Origin of the sequence: Streptomyces sp. Ag109_O5-1, from assembly GCF_003814875.1 — a bacterium.
GTDB classification, from domain to species: domain Bacteria; phylum Actinomycetota; class Actinomycetes; order Streptomycetales; family Streptomycetaceae; genus Streptomyces; species Streptomyces sasae.
In genome coordinates, this window is the sequence record NZ_RKQF01000001.1 from 11,390,377 (window position 1) to 11,406,808 (window position 16,432).

Genomic DNA, 16,432 nt, shown 5'->3' on the forward strand with positions numbered 1-16,432 from the left:
TCGCACGCGAGGTAAGAACGGTCCGTCCGCGGCCACACGCCCCCGGACGGACCGTTCGGACGACCCTTCCGGTGACGAAATTGCCGCACTCCCCCCAGAGAGATCGGATGGCGGCAGATAATTTCCGTCCCAGATCTAGGACTTGGGCCCACCCTTCCGTACATTCATCGGATGTCTGGGCCATCGCTCGTCCTGTGGGAGATCGACCATGCGCACCGTTGTCGCCGCGTGCCTTGCTGCTGCCGTGGCTTGTCTCGGTTTCACCGGCGGCCCACCCGAAGCCGTCGCCGCCGACGCGTCCGCTCACGCGCCGGACACCTTGCATGTCGCGCCCGACGGGCGTGGCTCGGCGTGCAGTGACCGGAATCCATGCGGTCTCGAAACCGCTCGTGACCGTGCGAGATCTCTCGTCCCGCACGCCGCCGGCGACGTCGTGGTCGAACTGGAAGGCGGGACCTACCGGCTCACCGCTCCCTTCCGGCTCGGCGTCCAGGACTCCGGCCGGCCCGGCCACCCGGTGGTGTACCGGGCGGCCGCGGGGCAGACGCCGGTGCTCAGCGGCGCGACCCGGATCACCGGCTTCGTGCGGGTCGACGCCGCGAAGAACATCTACCGGGCCCGGGTGCCCGCAGGCACCGCCGGCCGGGAGCTGTTCGTCAACGGAACACGCGCCGACCGGGCCCGCGGGCCGCGTGACCCGGCGGGCTTCTCCGTGACCGCCACCGGCTTCACCACCGCCGACGCCTCGTACACCACGTGGACGAACCCCGCCCAGGTCGAGGTCGTCCGCAACAGCGGCTGGAAGCAGATGCGCTGCCCGCTGGCGTCCATCACCCGTTCCGCGTCAGGCGGTTCGGACCTCACCGTCGATCCCGGCTGCTGGAACAACAACCACAACGCGGTGCCCAACCCGAGCTTCCCCTTCAACGGCGCCGGACTGCCGACGATGGACGGCGTCAGCTGGCTGGAGAACGCCTACCAACTCCTCGGCACACCGGGCCAGTTCTATCTCGACGAGGCCGCCGGGTATCTCTACTACGTGCCGCGCGCGGGCGAGAACCTGGCCACGGCGGACGTCGAGCTGCCGGTGGCGCCCGAACTCGTCGACGCCTCGGGCACTCCGGGACACCTGGCCCCCGTCAACGACACCGACTGGCGGGCGGACTACACCGGCACCTGGGGATACTCCGACGGCCGGCACCTCGGCGACCTGAACGCGGACGTGCACTACACCTCCAACGACGGTGACGCGGTCTCCTACACCTTCACCGGCACCGGGATCCAGGTGCTGTCCGAGACCAACTCCGACGAGGGCACCGCGGACGTGTACATCGACGGCAAGAAGGTCTCGACGGTCTCCGGAAACGGCCCGGAGCGCCTCGCCCAGCAAGCCATGGTCTCCGTCACCGGACTGCCCAAGGGCAAGCACACCCTGCGTCTGGTCAAGACCGGCGGCACCTACCTGCTCGTCGACGGGTTCACCGTGATCCCCGACGTCGTGGCACCCGTGCACGACCTCGTCCTCTCCGGACTCACCTTCGCCTACACCACATGGAACGCACCGTCCGCCGAGGGCTACGTGGACAACCAGGCCGGAGTGATCTGGGACCCCGCCACACGCACACCCATCCGCATCCCCGCGGCGGTCCAGGTGCACCGGGGCACGCGGATCTCCTTTTCCGGCGACGTGCTCCAGCACACCGGCACCAGCGGCATCGACCTCGCCGACCAGACACAGAACTCCACGGTCGAGGACAGCGCCGTCACCGACACCTCCGGCACCGGCATCTCGGTCGGCGAGGTGGACGACTACTACCAGACCGACCCTGCCCTCATGACGAGCGGCAACACCGTTTCCGGTAACATCGTGCAGTTCCCCGGCCAGGAGTACCAGGACGCGGTCGGCGTCTGGGTCGGCCACACCAGGGCGACGACCGTCTCCCACAACGACATCGGCTACACCCCGTACTCCGGCATGTCCGTCGGCTGGGGCTGGGGATGGGCGTCGAACTGCACACTGCAGGCCAAGCAAGGTCTGCCCGACCCCTGCCTGCACGGCACCACGTACGCCGGCGGCAACAAGATCCTCGGCAACCACGTGCACAGCGTCATGGGCGCGCTCTTCGACGGCGGTCCGATCTACACCCTCGGCGGCCAGTCCTCACCCTCGGAACTCGCCGGCAACGTGCTCTCGGAGTGCATCGACGGCTGCAACATGATCTACCACGACGAGGGCAGCTCGCTGTGGAACACCCACGACAACGTCGTGCGCTTCGCCAACGGGTCGCTCTGGACGAACCTGTGGACGCCGAGCATCCACGACGACACGATCCACGACAACTACAGCGACACCGCCTCCTGCAACAACAACGGCACCGACATCACGTTCCAGCAGGCCACCGTGGTGACCGACGGGAACTGGCCGCCGGCGGCCCAGGCCATCATCAAGGCCGCGGGCCCCGGCACCCTCACCGGCAGGACCGTCGATGACGACGACCTGCGGATCTCCTACACCGGCAGCTGGTCCTCCAGCGGTTCCCGCGGCTACGGCGACCTCGACGACGGCGTGCACTACGCCCAGCACGACGGCGCCGCCGCGACGATCACGTTCACCGGCACCGGGATCAGCTTCCTCACCGAGACGAACTCCGACGAAGGCGACATCGCCGTCTCGCTCGACGGCGCCCCCCAGAAGACTGTCAGCGCCGACACCCCGCAACGGCACGCCCAGCAGAGCGTGTACACGGTCTCGAACCTGCCCGTCGGCACCCACACCCTGACTCTCACCAAGGCCGGCGGCGACTACCTCCTGGTGGACGGCTTCATCCTGAACTGACCGCGGACCGCGATCACAGGCAACTCATCGCCATCGGGGCCGGCCGTGCGCCGGGAGAAAGGAAACACCCCATGCTTTCCGCACCCAGACGTAAGCTGCTCGCCGTGCTGACGGCACCCGCCACGGTCGTCGCGCTGCTCACCGGCGCGCACCTCGCCGTAGGCCGAACGGCGGCCTCCCCGGCAGCCGACTCCACCGCGTCGCACGCCCAGGTACCGCAGGGCCGGGTCGCGGCCTGGTCGCCGAGCATGACGGCCGGCGGTCCGAACTTCAACGACCAGACCATCCGGATGGTCGCGCACTCCACCGTCGACGGCGGCGCACTGCGCATCCACCTGTCCAACCTGCGCGGCACCATCCCGCTGACGGTGGCACACGTCACCGTCGGCGCGCAGGCCGGCCGGGCGACCGCCGTGGCACGGTCGCTGCTCCCGGTCACCTTCGACCACCGGAGGTCCGTGACCGTCCCCACCGGCGGGGAAGTGGTCAGCGACCCGGTGTCGATGCACGTCAAGGCCGACCAGAGCGTCCTGGTCAGCATCTACCTGCCCCATGCGACCAGTTCTGCCACGTGGCACTCCGACGCCTTCGACACCAGCTACCTGTCGGGGCCGGGCGACCACACCGCCGAGGCGTCCGACGCGTCCTTCGTCGCGGCGAGGACCTCCTGGTACTACCTGTCCGGGATCGACGTCGTCCCGACGCGTGCCCGCGGAACCGTGGTGGCCTTCGGCGACTCGATAACCGACGGCTACAACACCCCTGCAGGGGCCTACCACCGCTGGCCCGACGACCTGGCCCGGCGGTTGGCCGATACCCGCCCGATGGCCGTCGTCGACGCGGGCATAGGCGGCAACCGCGTCCTGACGGACGTCCCCAACATCTGGCAGGGCGTCAGTGCGAAGAAGCGCTTCGCCCATGACGCGCTCGGCCAGCCAGGAGTACGGGACGTGATCCTCCTGCAGGGAATCAACGACATCGGCAACAACAGCGGTCCCGGCGGCGCCCCACTGACCACGCAGGACCTGATCGACGGCTACCGTGACCTGATCCGGCAGGCGCACGCCGCAGGGGTCCGGATCATCGGCGGCACCATGCTGTCCGACAAGGGCAACGGCTACTACTCCGACTCCGCGGAGGCGATCCGCCAGGCGGCCAACCGGTGGATCCGCACCAGCGGGGCCTTCGACGGCGTGGTCGACTTCGACAAGGCCGTCGCCGACCCGGCCGACCCCGCCGCCCTCAACCCGGCCTACGACTCCGGCGACCACATCCACCCCAACGAGGCCGGCATGCAGGCACTGGCGAACGCGGTCGACCTCTCCCAGCTGACGTGAGAGATGCCTCGCGGCGGTGATCCGTTCCCGACATCGCCGAGAACGGGGGAGCGGCGGCCCGGCTCGCCTATGTGAGGACGCGGCCGAGGAATCCGTGGATGTACCCGCTGATGGCGTCCAGGTGTGTCTCGAGGGCGAAGTGGCCGGCGGGAAGCAGGTGGACCTCGGCCTCGGGCAGGTCGCGCGAGAACGCTCGCGCGCCGTCCGGCCCGAAGATCTCGTCCCGCTCGCCCCAGACCGCGAGCAGCGGCACCTGACTGGTACGGAAGTACTCCTGCAGCTTCGGGTAGCCCTCGATGTTCGTGGGGTAGTCGCGGAACAGGGCGAGCTGGACCTCGTCGTTTCCGGGCCGTTCCAGCAGGAGCTGGTCGAACATCCAGGTGTCGGGGCTGACGAGACTGGTGTCGGACGCGCCGTTCTCGTACTGCCAGCGCGTGGTACTGGGACTGAACTTGGCCCGGGCACCTGGCTCTGTGTCCCGGCTGGGTTCGGTGGCGTACGCGAACAGATCGTCCCAGAAAGGCTTGGTGAAACCCTCCATGTACGCGTTCCCGCTCTGCGAGATGATCGCGCTGACGTCGAAGGAAGGGCTGAGCGCCAGGCGCCAGCCGATCGGCGCCCCGTAGTCGTGGACGTAGATGGCGAAGCGCCGAATGCCCAGGTTTTCCAGCAGCCCGGCAGTGACACCTGCCAGGTTGTCGAAGGTGTAATCGAACTCGTCCACCTTGGGCATGGCCGAATGGCCGAACCCGACATGGTCGGTGGCGATCACGTGATAGTCATCGGCCAGTGCGGGGACGAGATGGCGGAACATGTGTGAGCTGCTCGGGAATCCGTGGAGCAGCAGCACGACCGGCGCGTCGCTTGGGCCTGCTTCTCGGTAGAAGACCTTCTGCCCTTTGATGGTCGCTGACTTGTGTCGCGTGGGAAGCACATCAACCTCCTGCACTCCGGCGATGAAATGTGTCAGATCCACCCACGTGCCGGTGCAAAGGCGTTCGGCCAAGGGCGGCCGTCGCGGAGCTCGAAGCTGGTTTCCCCTGCGTGGCGTCCCGGCCCCACGGCATATGACGTCCATTCCCACGCTAGCCCCTGCCCATCAGGAAGGACAACGCGACTGAACCACGCCGAGGGACTCAGGGGCGCGGGAGGTTCGCCAGCGTGGAGCGGCCGACGATGCCCTGCAGGACCGCCACGGGCGGGCCGCGTCTGCGGTCGTCCGGTGGCGCGCCGACCGCCGGAAGCGGGAGTGGCCAGCCGGGCCGGGCGTAGGCTCGAAATGCCGAGGTCACAGGGAACGTGATGTGGCCCTGGAATGCTTGACCACGGCTTCACGCAAGCCGCGAGTTCTCGGTCAAGGGCCCGGACCTTCGCCGGTGAGCCCGACCGGGACGCGCGGGCGGGCTCACCTGTGACGCGAGCGGCTGTCGCTCCAAATGATCAGACCGGGCGGCCGTGGGAAAACAAGCGGATCCCGCCGTTAGAGGTCGCTGCGGAATGCCCAGTGGTGGGTGGGCAACGGTTTCCAAGATCCGAAGTGGCTCAGAACCGAGGATCAGAAACAGTTACCGAGTGATGCCCGCGCCACGGCTGTTCCCGTCCGGAGTGCCGCGACCGGATCGGGCGCCTCGTCGAGCTCTATGAGGACCGTGTCGGCGCCGGGCGTGCGGGACATGGCCTCCGCCCACCCGGGCCAGTCCACGATGCCCGTGCCCAGTTCCGTCATGTACGGCTGCTGCTGGGCGTACACGGTCTCGTCGATGATGAGGTGGGTGTCGATCGGTCCGACCGCGTCCTTCCAGTGGGCCAGCGCGATGCGCGGGGCGTGGCGGCGGGCGACGGCCACCGGGTCACCCCCGCCGAGGGCGATGTGGCAGGAGTCGGGGCACAGCCAGACGTACTGCGGGTCGGTGAGGGCCATGAACAGGTCGATGTCCCGCTCGTACCAGAGGGTGCTGTTGGACTCGGTGTGGAGGGCGAGTTTCACGCCGTGCCGGGTGACGGCCTCGCCGACGGCGTGGGCGACGTCGGCCATCCGCTTCATGTAGTCGGCGTCGACGAAGAAGGGCGGGCGGGCTCCGAACGTCTGCCGCATGGGCAGACCGGCCACCAGGAGATCGGCTCCGGCCTCCGCGAGGAAGGCCGCGCGGCGCTCCGCGTCGGCGACGATCGCCGGGAGGCCGCCGTCGTCCCGCCAGTCCGGGGCGTCGCTGTCGGCGACGAAGGCGCTGACCACCGACAGTCCGCGGTCGGCCAGCTCACGCCGGAACGCCGACGCGCTGCCGAACGCGCGCAGCACCGAGCCGATGTCACCGGGCGCGAAGGTCAGCTCGATGCCGGTGACGCCGGATTCGGCCATCGCCTCCATCACCCGCTCCCAGAAGGCCACGGGGTGGGCGAGGGCCCGGTCGCGCACGGCGTCGGCGGAGTCGAGGCCCCAGAAGTCCGGGTGGTAGAAGGTGATGATGTCGGTGGCGAAGCGCGGTGTCACTCGGAGCCCCCTCGGGCGTTGTAGACGGCGACCTCGTCCGCGTCGACGGCTTCCCGGTAGGCGCGGAACACGATCAGTGCCTCGTCGCGGAGCACGTCCTGCTCGACCTTGATGCCGCGGCTTTCGAACTGCTCGGCCCAGTCCGCGCCGAGCGGGCCTTCGTCGAAGGTGGTGATCTCCTCCAGTTCAGGGCCCTGTCCGGCGACCACGAGGCCGCGCACGCCGGACCACAGGGTGGCGCCGTAACACTGCACGCACGGACGCCAGTTGACGACGAGTTCGTGGGACGGGAGGCCCTGGCCGCCGAGGTCCCAGCCGCCGGTCGCCGTCTGCGCGAGACCGAGGGCCACGACCTCGGCATGGGCGCTGGAGACACCGGAGGCGAGGACGACGTTCACGCCCACGGAGACGATCCGGCCGGTGTCCCGCTCGGCGACGAGCGCCGCGAACGGACCGCCGTTGCCCTCGCGCCAGTTGCGGTCGGCCAGCCGGTGCACGAGCCGCATCCGGTCCGCCCGGTCGGGGACGGCGGCAGGCACGTCGGCCAGCTCGTCGTCGATCCACGCGGGCAGCGCGACACGGAACTCCCTGGAGATTTCGATCATGTTCAGACCTTCTGTCGGGGGGTGGTGAGCGTGGACTTCCGTCGGCGAGCGGTGTGTGCGGTGACGCCGCGGGCGGCCCGGACGGCGGTGATCGCGCCCGTCAGGGTGACGTTCGCGGCCATCGCCGTGGGGATCACGCCGTTGCCGGCGAGGTACAGGTTGTCGTGGCCCCACACCCTGCCGTCCGGGTCGCACACGCTGGTCCCGTCGTCGGCGGGGCCGGAGCGGACGGTGCCCGTCAGGTGCAGTGACGAGCCGGGTGGCAGCAGGGCGCTCTCGGTCGCGGGGTCGAAGGAGCCGAACTCCTCGGCCAGCGACCGGACTTCGTCCTGGGCCCGGCGGATCAGCGTCAGGTCGGCGGCGGAGTGGTTGAACTCGACGCCGATCCGGGGCATCCCGGTGAGATCCGTGTCCGACTCCGAGAACACCAGCCGGTTCTCCGGCCGCGACTCGACCGGGACGTACAGCGAGATGCCGACCGAGTGCGCGAGCGGGTGGCCCGCCTCGTCCAGGTACGTGCGGTTCATGATCTGGCCGTGGAACGGCTGCTCGGCGCCGTTCTGCGGCAGCCACAGGGAGTCCGTGCTGAACTCGCCGGGGCGTGGCAGCGGCAGTGCGTCGAGGCCGATACCGAACCGGTCGAGGTCGAGCAGTGCGCGGGCGGTGACGAAGGCGTGCTCGTTGAGCCGGCGGCCCAGCGCGTCCGGCCGGATGCCCGAGGCGAAGAGCAGTTGCGGTGTGCGCAGCGCGTCGGCGCACACCACCACGGCGTCCGCGTCCAGGTCCGACTCGAAACCGTCGGTGACCCGGCGCAGCCGGGCTCCCGCGACCCGGCCGTGCGCCACCCGCAGCCTGGTGACGAGTGTGCCGGTGACCAGGGTGAAGGCCGGGTCCGTGCTCCTCGCGAGCGGCGGGAAGATCGTTGCCGGGGCGGTGCGCGGCATGGGGCCGGCGGTCGTCGGCGTGACGGCCATGGGCATCGGCTGCGGACGCCGGTCGGCCGGTCCGATGCCGTCGTAGCGGCGGCGCAGTACGTCGAGGACCAGGTGTCCGACCTCGGTCGGACCGATCGCGGCGGGTGCGACCGCGAGGAGCCGGCGGGCGGTGTCGAGGTCCGTCGCCCAGGCGGCCGGGTCGCCGAAGTCGAACACCTCGTGCCCGGTCGGCCAGGGTGTCGCGGCCGTCCAGTGCACTCCCATGCCGCCCGCGTTCCAGGCGAGCGCCGACTGGGGCATCGCCTCGGCGGCCTCCCCGAAGGCCAGTGCGTGATACATGCCGGGCGGTAGGGAGGTGAGGTCGCCGGGCACCTCGCGTACCACCTCGGCTCCCGTGTACATGCCCTGGATGCCGGTCGCGACCTGTTCGTTGTACCGGGCCCACAGGGCGGGGTCGTCGAGGTCGTGCAGGTGTTTGCCGGGTGTGTCGCCGATCGCGGTGCCGGCTTCGACCATCGTGACCCGCAGCGCCGGATCGGACTCGCGCAGCAGTCGGGCCACGACGGCGCCCATGATGCCGCTGCCCACGATCAGGACATGGGCGTGGGGGGTGCGGGGCACAGAAGACTCCAAAGGATCGATGAGATGAGGTAGCGGATCAGAGGCTCGGTACGAGCGGTCCGAACAACTCGGTGTCCATGCGGTCGAGTGCCAGCTTGACGGCACCGACCAGGGCGGCGTCGCGGCCCAAGGCGGTGGACCGCAGCTCGACCGCGGGGGTCCGGGCGGCGCGCAACGCCTCGCGCACCCGGGGCAGCAGTACGTCGGCCGCGTCCTCCAGGCCGCCGCCCAGCACGATCAGGGAGGGGGCGACCGTCCAGGACAGGGTGGTGAGGATCGTGGCGATGTGGGCCACGAATTCGTCGACCTCGGCGAGCGCGCTCGCCTCGCCCGCCCGGGCGGCCTCGACGCGCTCCAGCGCGACGGCACGGCGGTCCGGCTCCGGTGAGGTGAGCCAGGCGACCGGCCGGTTCTCGACCGAGTCCGTCCGCATCGGCACCGCCTCGATGATCTCGCCGGCCGCGCCGTCGAGGCCCCGGTGGACCGCTCCCCGGATCAGGATGCCCAGGCCGGCCCGGTTGCCGAGCATCGCCCAGACGACGTTGTCGTGGTCACCGGCCACGCCGCGCCAACGCTCCCCCAAGGCGCCCAGGTTGGTGTCGTTGTCCGCGAACCAGGGCACCCGAATCCGCCGTGCGAGTTCCGCGGGCAGATCCACGCCCTCCCACCGGGTCGTGTGGACGAGCCGCCGCACCACTCCGTCGTCGTCGATCGCGCCGCCGCTCGCGAGCGCACCGGCGCGCAGCCGCTCCGGCGAACCGCCCGCGTCCTCCAGCGCTTCCCGGACCAGCGTCGCCGCGTCGTCGAGCGAGGACTGCGGGTCCGGGTAGGAGCGCAGCGGTCGGTGGGCGCGCCCGACGATGCGACCGCGCACGTCGGCGACGACCGCGGACACGTTCTCCGTGGTGATCTGCACGGCCGCCAGCAGGGCGTGCTCGGCCCGCAGTTCATAGCGCCGGGCGGGCCGGCCTGCGCAGCCCCGGGCGGGTACCCGGTCGAGTTCGGCCACCCAGCCGGCTGTCAGGAGGGAGTCCAGAATCAGCTCTATGGTGCGCCGCGACAGCGTCGTCCGCTCGGAGAGAGAGGTGAGCGTCGTCGGCCCGGCCGACACCGCCAACGCCCTCAGGATCACCGAGGTGTTGACCCGGCGCACCGCGCTCTGGTTCATCCCCGCCATCAGCACGCCTCCGCCGCCGCCGGGACCACGGGGTCGTACCCGCCCGTGACGTCGGCGGTGGGCGCGGCGCCGGGACGGCCGTACTCGCGTGCCGTATCTCCCAGCTCGCCGGTCGCCGGCGCCCAGGACGGCCGCCGTCCGTGTACGAACCCGATGAGATCCGCGTGCATCCGCGCGGCCAGCTTCTGGGGTGGACGCGGGCCGAGGGCCGCCCGGACGCCCGGTGCGTCGAGTACGTCGTAGAAGAACGGGATGTCGACGCAGTGCGTGGCGCCACCGGTGGTGGGGGAGGGCCACTCGAAGGAGTACAGCCAGGTGCCGGCGATGGCCTTCCTGCGGAGGCGTGCGATGCGCGGGCAGGCGGCGCGGAAGAGGGTGTCGGTGATCCGGGTGCCGGCCGCGCGGGCGAACCGTGCTGCGACGTCCGCTGCCGCGTCCGCTTCCACACCGCCGTCGAACTCGTCGCCGGTCGCCCCGAGCAGCAGCGGCACGTCCAGCCCGTGCTCGGCGAGTCCTTCGGCGAAGGATACCGGGAGAATGTCATCGCCCGTGACCGGTCCGAGCACCAGCACCTCTTCGCCTCTCAAATCTCCTACACCCTTCTGCAGTTGGGCCACGCTGACGCTGCTGAATCCCTCCCGTGTCGGCGGTACGCCGAGCCGGTCCCCGAGTCGTTCCAGGAAGCCGTGGGCGGTGTCCCGTGCCACCTCGAAGAGGCCGCCGGAGATGCTCACCGCCTGCTGGAAGCGGCCCCGGGCGGCCGGTGAGGACAGGAGTGCCAGCACCACGGCGCCTCCGGCCGACTGCCCGGCGAGGGTGACCCGGTGGGGATCACCGCCGAACGCCGTGATGTTCTCGCGTACCCAGTCGAGAGCGAGCAGCGTGTCGCGGAGCCCGAGATTGGCCGGTACGCCGTCCAGGGGCGCGAATCCGTCCACGCCCAGCCGGTAGCCGACCGTCACGGTGACGACCCCGTCGCGGGCGAAGGAGCGCCCGTCGTACCAGGGGCTCGCCGGACTCCCCGCGAGGAAGCCGCCGCCGTGGATCCACACCAGGACCGGGCAGTGCTCGGCGTCGGCCGGGGCGACGACGCTCAGGTTGAGGACGGTGTCGCCTGGTATGGACGGCTCCGGGATCGTGGTCGTCGCCGACAGCGGCACCGCCTGCGCGGTCGCGCCGTGCCGGGAGGCGTCGTACGGCTCGGTGAACCGACGACGTGGGACCGGCGCAGCGAACCGCCGGGCGTCAATGGGCGCTTCGGCGTACGGGATGCCGAGGAAACGCCGTATCCGGCCCTCTCGGCGCCCGACGACCGTGCCCGCCGGGGCCCGCACCGTGTCCGTCGTGATCACCGCATCCCCGTTCCCGCGATGCCCTGCACGAAGTACCGCTGGAGGCACAGGAAGAGCACCAGCACCGGCAGCATCACCACGATCGCGCCGGCGAGCATCAGACCGTAGTCGGTGACGTGCGCGGCGGCCTGGCTGGTGGCGGCGAGACCCACCGGGAGGGTGTAGGTGGACATGCTCTGGGCGACGATGAGCGGCCAGATGAAGTTGTTCCACGAGGTGAGGAACGACATGATCGTGATCGTCGCGACCGCGGGGCCGGCCAGCGGCAGGAAGATCCGGAAGAAGATCCGGAACTCGCCCGCGCCGTCGATCCGGGCGGCTTCCAGTAGTTCGTCGGGGATGGACAGCGCGTACTGGCGCATGATGAACACCGACAACGGCAGGGCGAGCGCAGGCAGGGCGATACCGGTGAGGGTGTCCGCGAGGCCCATGTCGACCGTGATCACGAACTGGGTGACGAAGACGGTCGTGAACGGCACCATCATCGCCCCCATGACCGCGCCGAACGCGAGCCGCTTCCCAGCGAACTCCAGCTTGGCGAGCGCGTATCCGGCGGCCGACGCGGCCACGACGTTCCCGACGACCACCATGATCGCCACGACGACGCTGTTCACCAGGAACCGGCCGAAGCCCTGGGTGCGGAACAGCCGGACGAAGTTGTCGAGGGTGACATGGTGCGGAAGCCAGGCGCCGGGGTCGGAGCGGATCTCGTCGAGGCTGCGCAACGAGCCGCCGAGCACCCAGACGAACGGCAGCAGCGTGAGCAGCGCGCACAGCACCAGCGCGCCGTACAGGAGCGGCTGGGCGAAGGACCGTCGGCGTACGACGGCATGGTCGGCGGCGGAGGTTTCGGTGTTCTGGTACACGGCTACGGCGGTCATGAGCGGGGCCTCAGCAGTCGGAACTGGACGACACTCACCAGGGCCACCAGGACGAGCATCACGAAGGACGCGGCCGACGACATGCCGAGCTGGCCCGAGCCGAACTGGTGGTAGGTGTACAGCGCCACCGACTCGGTCGAGCCGAGCGGGCCGCCGTCGGTGAGCAAGTACGGCTCGTCGAAGACTTGCAGGTAGAAGACGGTCAGCAGGACCGACACCATCAGGGTGGTGGGCATCAGCATGGGCAGGGTGATGTGCCGCAACTGCCGCCACCGGCCCGCTCCGTCGAGGGCGGCAGCCTCGTAGACGTCTCCCGGGATCGCCTGGAGTCCGGCGAGGAACAGCACCATCGCGGTACCGAAGTTGCGCCAGACGCCGAGCGCGATGACCACGGGCATGGCCAGATGAGTGTCGTCCAGCCAGTTCGGACCGGCCAGGCCGACGGCGGACAGGACGCTGTTCACGGTGCCGTTCTCGTTGAAGGCGTAGCGCCAGATCAGGGCGACCGCGACGACGTTGGTGACGACCGGCGCGAAGAAGACCGTGCGGAAGGTGCCGCGCAGCCGCCGGATGCCGGAGTTCAGCGCCAGGGCCAGCGCGAACCCGACCGCCATGGTGAGGGGTACACCGACGGCCACGAACACCCCGGTGTTGCCGATGTCCTTCACGAAGCTGTCGTCCTGGAACAGCCGGACGTAGTTCTCCAGACCGGTGAAGTCCACCGCGAGCGGATGCCGCAGATCAGAGCCGCGCAGGTCGGTGAGGCTGAAGCCGAGCGCGGCGACGGTGGGCACGGCCGTGTAGAGCAGGAAGACCAGTGTGAACGGGGCGAGGAACAGCCAGGCGACGGCCGTCCGGCGGGTCCTCACTGCGCTCCCGTGCCGAGACTCTCGGCGTACGCCTGCACGTTCGCCGCCGCCTTCGCCGGGCTCTCGGTGCCCTTGGCCACGGCTTCCATCTCCTTGCCCAGCCGGGTGGCGACCTGCTGCCAGGTGGACACCTGCGGGAACGCCCGGGTGTTCTTCAGCTGGGTCAGGAAGGCGTCGAGCAGCGGCTGTCCCTTGATCGCCGCATCGTCCCAGGCGGAGACGACGGCCGGCAGCGAGCTGTACGCCTTGTACTGTGCGACCTGGGTGCTGGGCTTAGCGAGATGCCGGACGAACTTCCACGACGCGTCGGCGTTGCCGCCGTCGGCGAGCACGCCCCAGGTGCCGCCCGCGGAGAAGGACACGCTGCCCGACGAGCCCGCCGGCAGCGGCGCGGTGGCGACATGGTCCGCCGTCCAGCCGGTCTTCTTCGCCGCGGTGTCGAGCTGTCCGACGACCCACGGGCCGGTGATCATCATGGCGGTCCTGCCGGAGACGAAGTACGGCTGTGCGTCCAGGAAGGTCGGTCCGCTGGTGTCGGCGACCTTGGACGTGAAGAACGACGCGTTGTACTTGAGGGCGTCGGCCATGGCGGGGGTGTCGAGCGTCCACTTCCCGCCGGAGAGCAGCGAGCCGCCCGCCTGCCAGGCGTACATGGCGACGTCCTGGCCGTTGAAGATGTCCCAGCCGATGTCCGCCCCCAGCCCGTGTGCCGCCCCGGCACCTTGGAGCGCCTTGAGGAAGGGCACCATCCCCGCCCAGGTCGTCGGCGCCGTGACGCCCGCCTTCTTGGCCAGGTCGGAGCGGTAGACGAGCGCGTAGGTGTACGCGTACCAGGGGACCGTGTAGGCGACGTCCTTGACCACACCGGCGTCCCACAGACTGCTGAAGAAGGACTTGGGGTCGACCAGATCGTCCGGCACGGCCCGCAGGATCGACGGGTCGAGGAACTGCGCCTGCGACTCCGGGAAGAACTGGGCGACGTCCGGTCCCTTGCCCGCGGCGATCGCCGACTGGAGCTTCGTGTAGTACTCGGCGTTCGGGATCAGCGTGAACTTCACCGTGAGCTTCGGGTTCGCGGCCTTGAACGGCTTGATCACCTTGTCCAGGACGTCCGCGTCCCCCTGGGCGGCCCAAACGCTCAGGGTGCCGGTGGCCGGAGAGTCGTCGATGGGAGTGGCGGAGGACTTCGCGGCCGTGGTCGCGTCGCCACGGCCGCAGCCGGTGAGGGTACCGGCGCCGAGCAGCGCCAGGCCGGCGGTCAGTTTCAGGGCACCGCGTCTGGAGGGGAGGGACATTTCGGGGGCTCCTGGATTTCGCGGGAAAGCAGCGTTATCGCTGACTGCGAAGCTACGAACGCCGTGTTGCACGGGCGTGGCCGAGCCATCACGAATAATTTCGGAACTTGTAGCGAAATCGGCAGGGTGCTCGGCAGGGGCGCCCCGTCGGGGAGCCCGCCACCGCGCGTTTGGCGCGGCGCCGGCCCGGATCGAGTAGGAGCCATCCCTTGATCTTCGTAGGGAGTCCCGGTCTTCGGGCCTGGCGGGAATGCGATCCTCGGCCCGGAGGTGCGAAGCGCCGGAGATCTCTGCGTCTCGGGGTGGCGGTCAGGTAGGCCGCTTCTGGCTCTCGATGTAGTCCTTGACGATGCTCAGGGGAGCGCCGCCGCATGACCCCACGAAGTACGAGGGTGCCCAGAACACCGAGCCCATGCCGATGCGGTTGATCCGCCCGGTGTATTCGGCGCGCAGGTAGCGGGAGCTGACGCCCTTGAGGGAGTTGACGAGCTTGGACAGGGCGATTTTCGGGGGGTAGTGCACGAGCAGGTGGACGTGATCGCCTTCGCCGTTGAACTCCCGCAGCTCCGCGCCGAAGCTCTCGCACACGTCCCGCATGATCTCCTCGCAGCGCGTCAGCATGTCGTCGTTGAAGATCTCACGCCGATATTTGGTGACGAACACCAAGTGGGCGTGGAGGTTGTGGATGACGTGGTTTCCCCGTCTGATGTCGGGATCTGGTTCCCATCGTGGTGACATGCGCCAAGTGTATTTGGATCGAGAGGACTTGACCGGAGGGGGTGGGCTGGGTGATCCGTGCGTACAAGTTCCTCATGCGGCCCACCGTCCGCCAGGAGCAGGCGCTTGGCGAGATGCTGCGGGATCACTGTTCCCTCTACAACGGGGCGTTGCAGGAACGCCGCGATGCCTGGCGGCACGTCTCGCAGACCACCGTCAGGTACGGGATGCAGTCCACGCAGCTCAAGGAGATCCGGGCGTTCGACCCGGAGCGTCAGGGCCGCTGGTCCTTCAGCTCGCAGCAGGCCACCTTACGCCGTCTCGACAAGGCGTTCGCCGCGTTCTTCCGGCGGGTCACGTCCGGTGAGACGCCCGGCTATCCGCGCTTTCGTAGCGTGAGCTGGTTCGACACGGTGGACTTCCCCAAGGACGGGGACGGCTGCCGGTGGAACTCCACCCCGCACGACCCCGTCACCCGCGTCCGCCTCCAGGGCGTGGGCCACGTCAGGGTCAACCAGCACCGCCCGGTGGCCGGCCACATCAAGACCGTGTCGGTCAAGCGCGAGGGCCGTAAGTGGTTCGTCGTGCTGACCGCTGAGCAGGACCAGCCCGAACCGCTGCCCGCGACCAGCTCCGTGGTCGGCATCGACCTGGGCATCGCGAACTTCCTGGCCGATTCGAACGGTGATTTCGTGCCCAGCCCGCGCCACGGCCGCCGTGCGGCCGAGAAGCTTGAGGCGGCGCAGCAGGCCCGGTCCCGGTTCCCGCGCCGCAGGGCGAAGGACCGCACCGCCAACCACCAGCGGGCGGTGGAGAAGGTTGCCCAGCTGCACGGCAAGGTGCGCCGCCAGCGCCTCGACCACGCGCACAAGACCGCGCTCGGCCTGGTCCGCGCACACGATGTCATCGCGCACGAGGACCTCAAGATCCGCAACATGAGCAGGGCCCCCGCACCGAAGCCCGACCCCGACCAGGCAGGCTTGTTCCTGCCCAACGGGGCCGCGGCGAAAGCCGGGCTCAACCGTTCTATCAACGATGCCGGTTGGGGGGTGTTCCTGACGATCCTGTACGCCAAGGCTGAAAGCGCCGGACGGGAAGTGATCGCCGTGGACCCCCGCAACACCTCCCGCACCTGCCCCGAATGCGGGCACACCGCGAAGGAGAACCGGCCCGCACAGGAAAAGTTCCACTGCGTCTCGTGCGGCCACACCGCCCATGCCGACACAGTGGGAGCCATCAATGTTCTACGGGCCGGGCTGGTCCGTCGCGACGCCAACCCGGCGTAACGAGAAGCCCCCGGCTTCAGCCGGGGGAGG

At 69.7% G+C, this 16,432-nt stretch carries 13 protein-coding genes; 3 read left to right on the forward strand and 10 right to left on the reverse strand.

Annotation, left to right across the window (positions count from 1 at the left end; translation table 11 throughout):
* Window positions 1-433 precede the first annotated feature (433 nt).
* Together EDD90_RS52005 and EDD90_RS52010 are read left to right on the forward strand one after the other, a co-directional pair.
* Window positions 434-2,836 carry a hypothetical protein gene (locus EDD90_RS52005; RefSeq protein ID WP_123980371.1) on the forward strand — a complete coding sequence of 801 codons (2,403 nt, stop codon included), beginning with the start codon at window positions 434-436 and terminating at the stop codon, window positions 2,834-2,836.
* Between the two features lie 71 nt (window positions 2,837-2,907).
* Entirely contained in the window at window positions 2,908-4,173 is a 1,266-nt protein-coding gene (locus EDD90_RS52010; protein WP_123980373.1) for an SGNH/GDSL hydrolase family protein, read from the forward strand.
* A 67-nt stretch (window positions 4,174-4,240) separates the two neighbouring features.
* Here the strand turns inward: EDD90_RS52010 and EDD90_RS52015 are convergent, their stop codons facing one another.
* The 10 genes from EDD90_RS52015 to tnpA all read right to left on the reverse strand — a co-directional run bounded on the left by EDD90_RS52015 (window position 4,241) and on the right by tnpA (window position 15,137).
* Window positions 4,241-5,107 carry an alpha/beta fold hydrolase gene (locus EDD90_RS52015; protein ID WP_123980375.1) on the reverse strand — a complete coding sequence of 289 codons (867 nt, stop codon included), beginning with the start codon at window positions 5,105-5,107 and terminating at the stop codon, window positions 4,241-4,243.
* 621 nt (window positions 5,108-5,728) lie between these two features.
* Window positions 5,729-6,664, reverse strand: coding sequence for a sugar phosphate isomerase/epimerase (locus EDD90_RS52020; RefSeq protein ID WP_123980376.1), 936 nt, complete (start codon window positions 6,662-6,664; stop codon window positions 5,729-5,731).
* Window positions 6,661-7,269: a nucleoside deaminase gene (locus tag EDD90_RS52025; protein WP_123980378.1), complete on the reverse strand. Its 609-nt coding sequence runs from the start codon at window positions 7,267-7,269 to the stop codon at window positions 6,661-6,663. The genes EDD90_RS52020 and EDD90_RS52025 overlap by 4 nt, the downstream gene beginning before the upstream one ends.
* Window positions 7,270-7,271: 2 nt before the next feature.
* Complete coding sequence (locus EDD90_RS52030; RefSeq protein ID WP_260328627.1) at window positions 7,272-8,825, reverse strand: GMC oxidoreductase; 1,554 nt, start codon at window positions 8,823-8,825, stop codon at window positions 7,272-7,274.
* Between the two features lie 37 nt (window positions 8,826-8,862).
* The gene (locus EDD90_RS52035) at window positions 8,863-9,993 is read right to left on the reverse strand and encodes an ROK family protein (RefSeq protein WP_185149691.1); all 1,131 of its coding nucleotides are present in this window, start codon (window positions 9,991-9,993) and stop codon (window positions 8,863-8,865) included.
* A gap of 8 nt (window positions 9,994-10,001) precedes the next feature.
* Window positions 10,002-11,354, reverse strand: a complete 1,353-nt coding sequence (locus EDD90_RS52040; protein ID WP_123980382.1) for a carboxylesterase family protein — start codon at window positions 11,352-11,354, stop codon at window positions 10,002-10,004.
* Window positions 11,351-12,235, reverse strand: a complete 885-nt coding sequence (locus EDD90_RS52045; RefSeq protein ID WP_123980384.1) for a carbohydrate ABC transporter permease — start codon at window positions 12,233-12,235, stop codon at window positions 11,351-11,353. Before EDD90_RS52045 ends, EDD90_RS52040 begins: the two co-directional genes overlap by 4 nt.
* Window positions 12,232-13,104: a carbohydrate ABC transporter permease gene (locus EDD90_RS52050; RefSeq protein WP_123980385.1), complete on the reverse strand. Its 873-nt coding sequence runs from the start codon at window positions 13,102-13,104 to the stop codon at window positions 12,232-12,234. Before EDD90_RS52050 ends, EDD90_RS52045 begins: the two co-directional genes overlap by 4 nt.
* Window positions 13,101-14,399 carry an extracellular solute-binding protein gene (locus tag EDD90_RS52055; protein WP_123980387.1) on the reverse strand — a complete coding sequence of 433 codons (1,299 nt, stop codon included), beginning with the start codon at window positions 14,397-14,399 and terminating at the stop codon, window positions 13,101-13,103. Before EDD90_RS52055 ends, EDD90_RS52050 begins: the two co-directional genes overlap by 4 nt.
* A gap of 309 nt (window positions 14,400-14,708) precedes the next feature.
* Window positions 14,709-15,137 carry an IS200/IS605 family transposase gene (tnpA, locus tag EDD90_RS52060; protein ID WP_123980166.1) on the reverse strand — a complete coding sequence of 143 codons (429 nt, stop codon included), beginning with the start codon at window positions 15,135-15,137 and terminating at the stop codon, window positions 14,709-14,711.
* A gap of 50 nt (window positions 15,138-15,187) precedes the next feature.
* On the opposite strand from tnpA, the gene EDD90_RS52065 reads away from it, so the two are divergent.
* Complete coding sequence (locus EDD90_RS52065; RefSeq protein WP_123980389.1) at window positions 15,188-16,402, forward strand: RNA-guided endonuclease TnpB family protein; 1,215 nt, start codon at window positions 15,188-15,190, stop codon at window positions 16,400-16,402.
* The last annotated feature ends 30 nt before the right edge of the window (window positions 16,403-16,432 follow it).

What these genes read in the sequence shown, in the direction of transcription:
- EDD90_RS52010 (WP_123980373.1), top strand. Translation starts at nt 2,908, where the DNA reads ATGCTTTCCGCACCCAGACGTAAGCTGCTCGCCGTGCTGACGGCACCC.
- tnpA (WP_123980166.1), bottom strand. Translation starts at nt 15,137, where the DNA reads ATGTCACCACGATGGGAACCAGATCCCGACATCAGACGGGGAAACCAC.
- EDD90_RS52025 (WP_123980378.1), bottom strand. Translation starts at nt 7,269, where the DNA reads ATGATCGAAATCTCCAGGGAGTTCCGTGTCGCGCTGCCCGCGTGGATC.
- EDD90_RS52055 (WP_123980387.1), bottom strand. Translation starts at nt 14,399, where the DNA reads ATGTCCCTCCCCTCCAGACGCGGTGCCCTGAAACTGACCGCCGGCCTG.
- EDD90_RS52035 (WP_185149691.1), bottom strand. Translation starts at nt 9,993, where the DNA reads ATGAACCAGAGCGCGGTGCGCCGGGTCAACACCTCGGTGATCCTGAGG.
- EDD90_RS52045 (WP_123980384.1), bottom strand. Translation starts at nt 12,235, where the DNA reads ATGACCGCCGTAGCCGTGTACCAGAACACCGAAACCTCCGCCGCCGAC.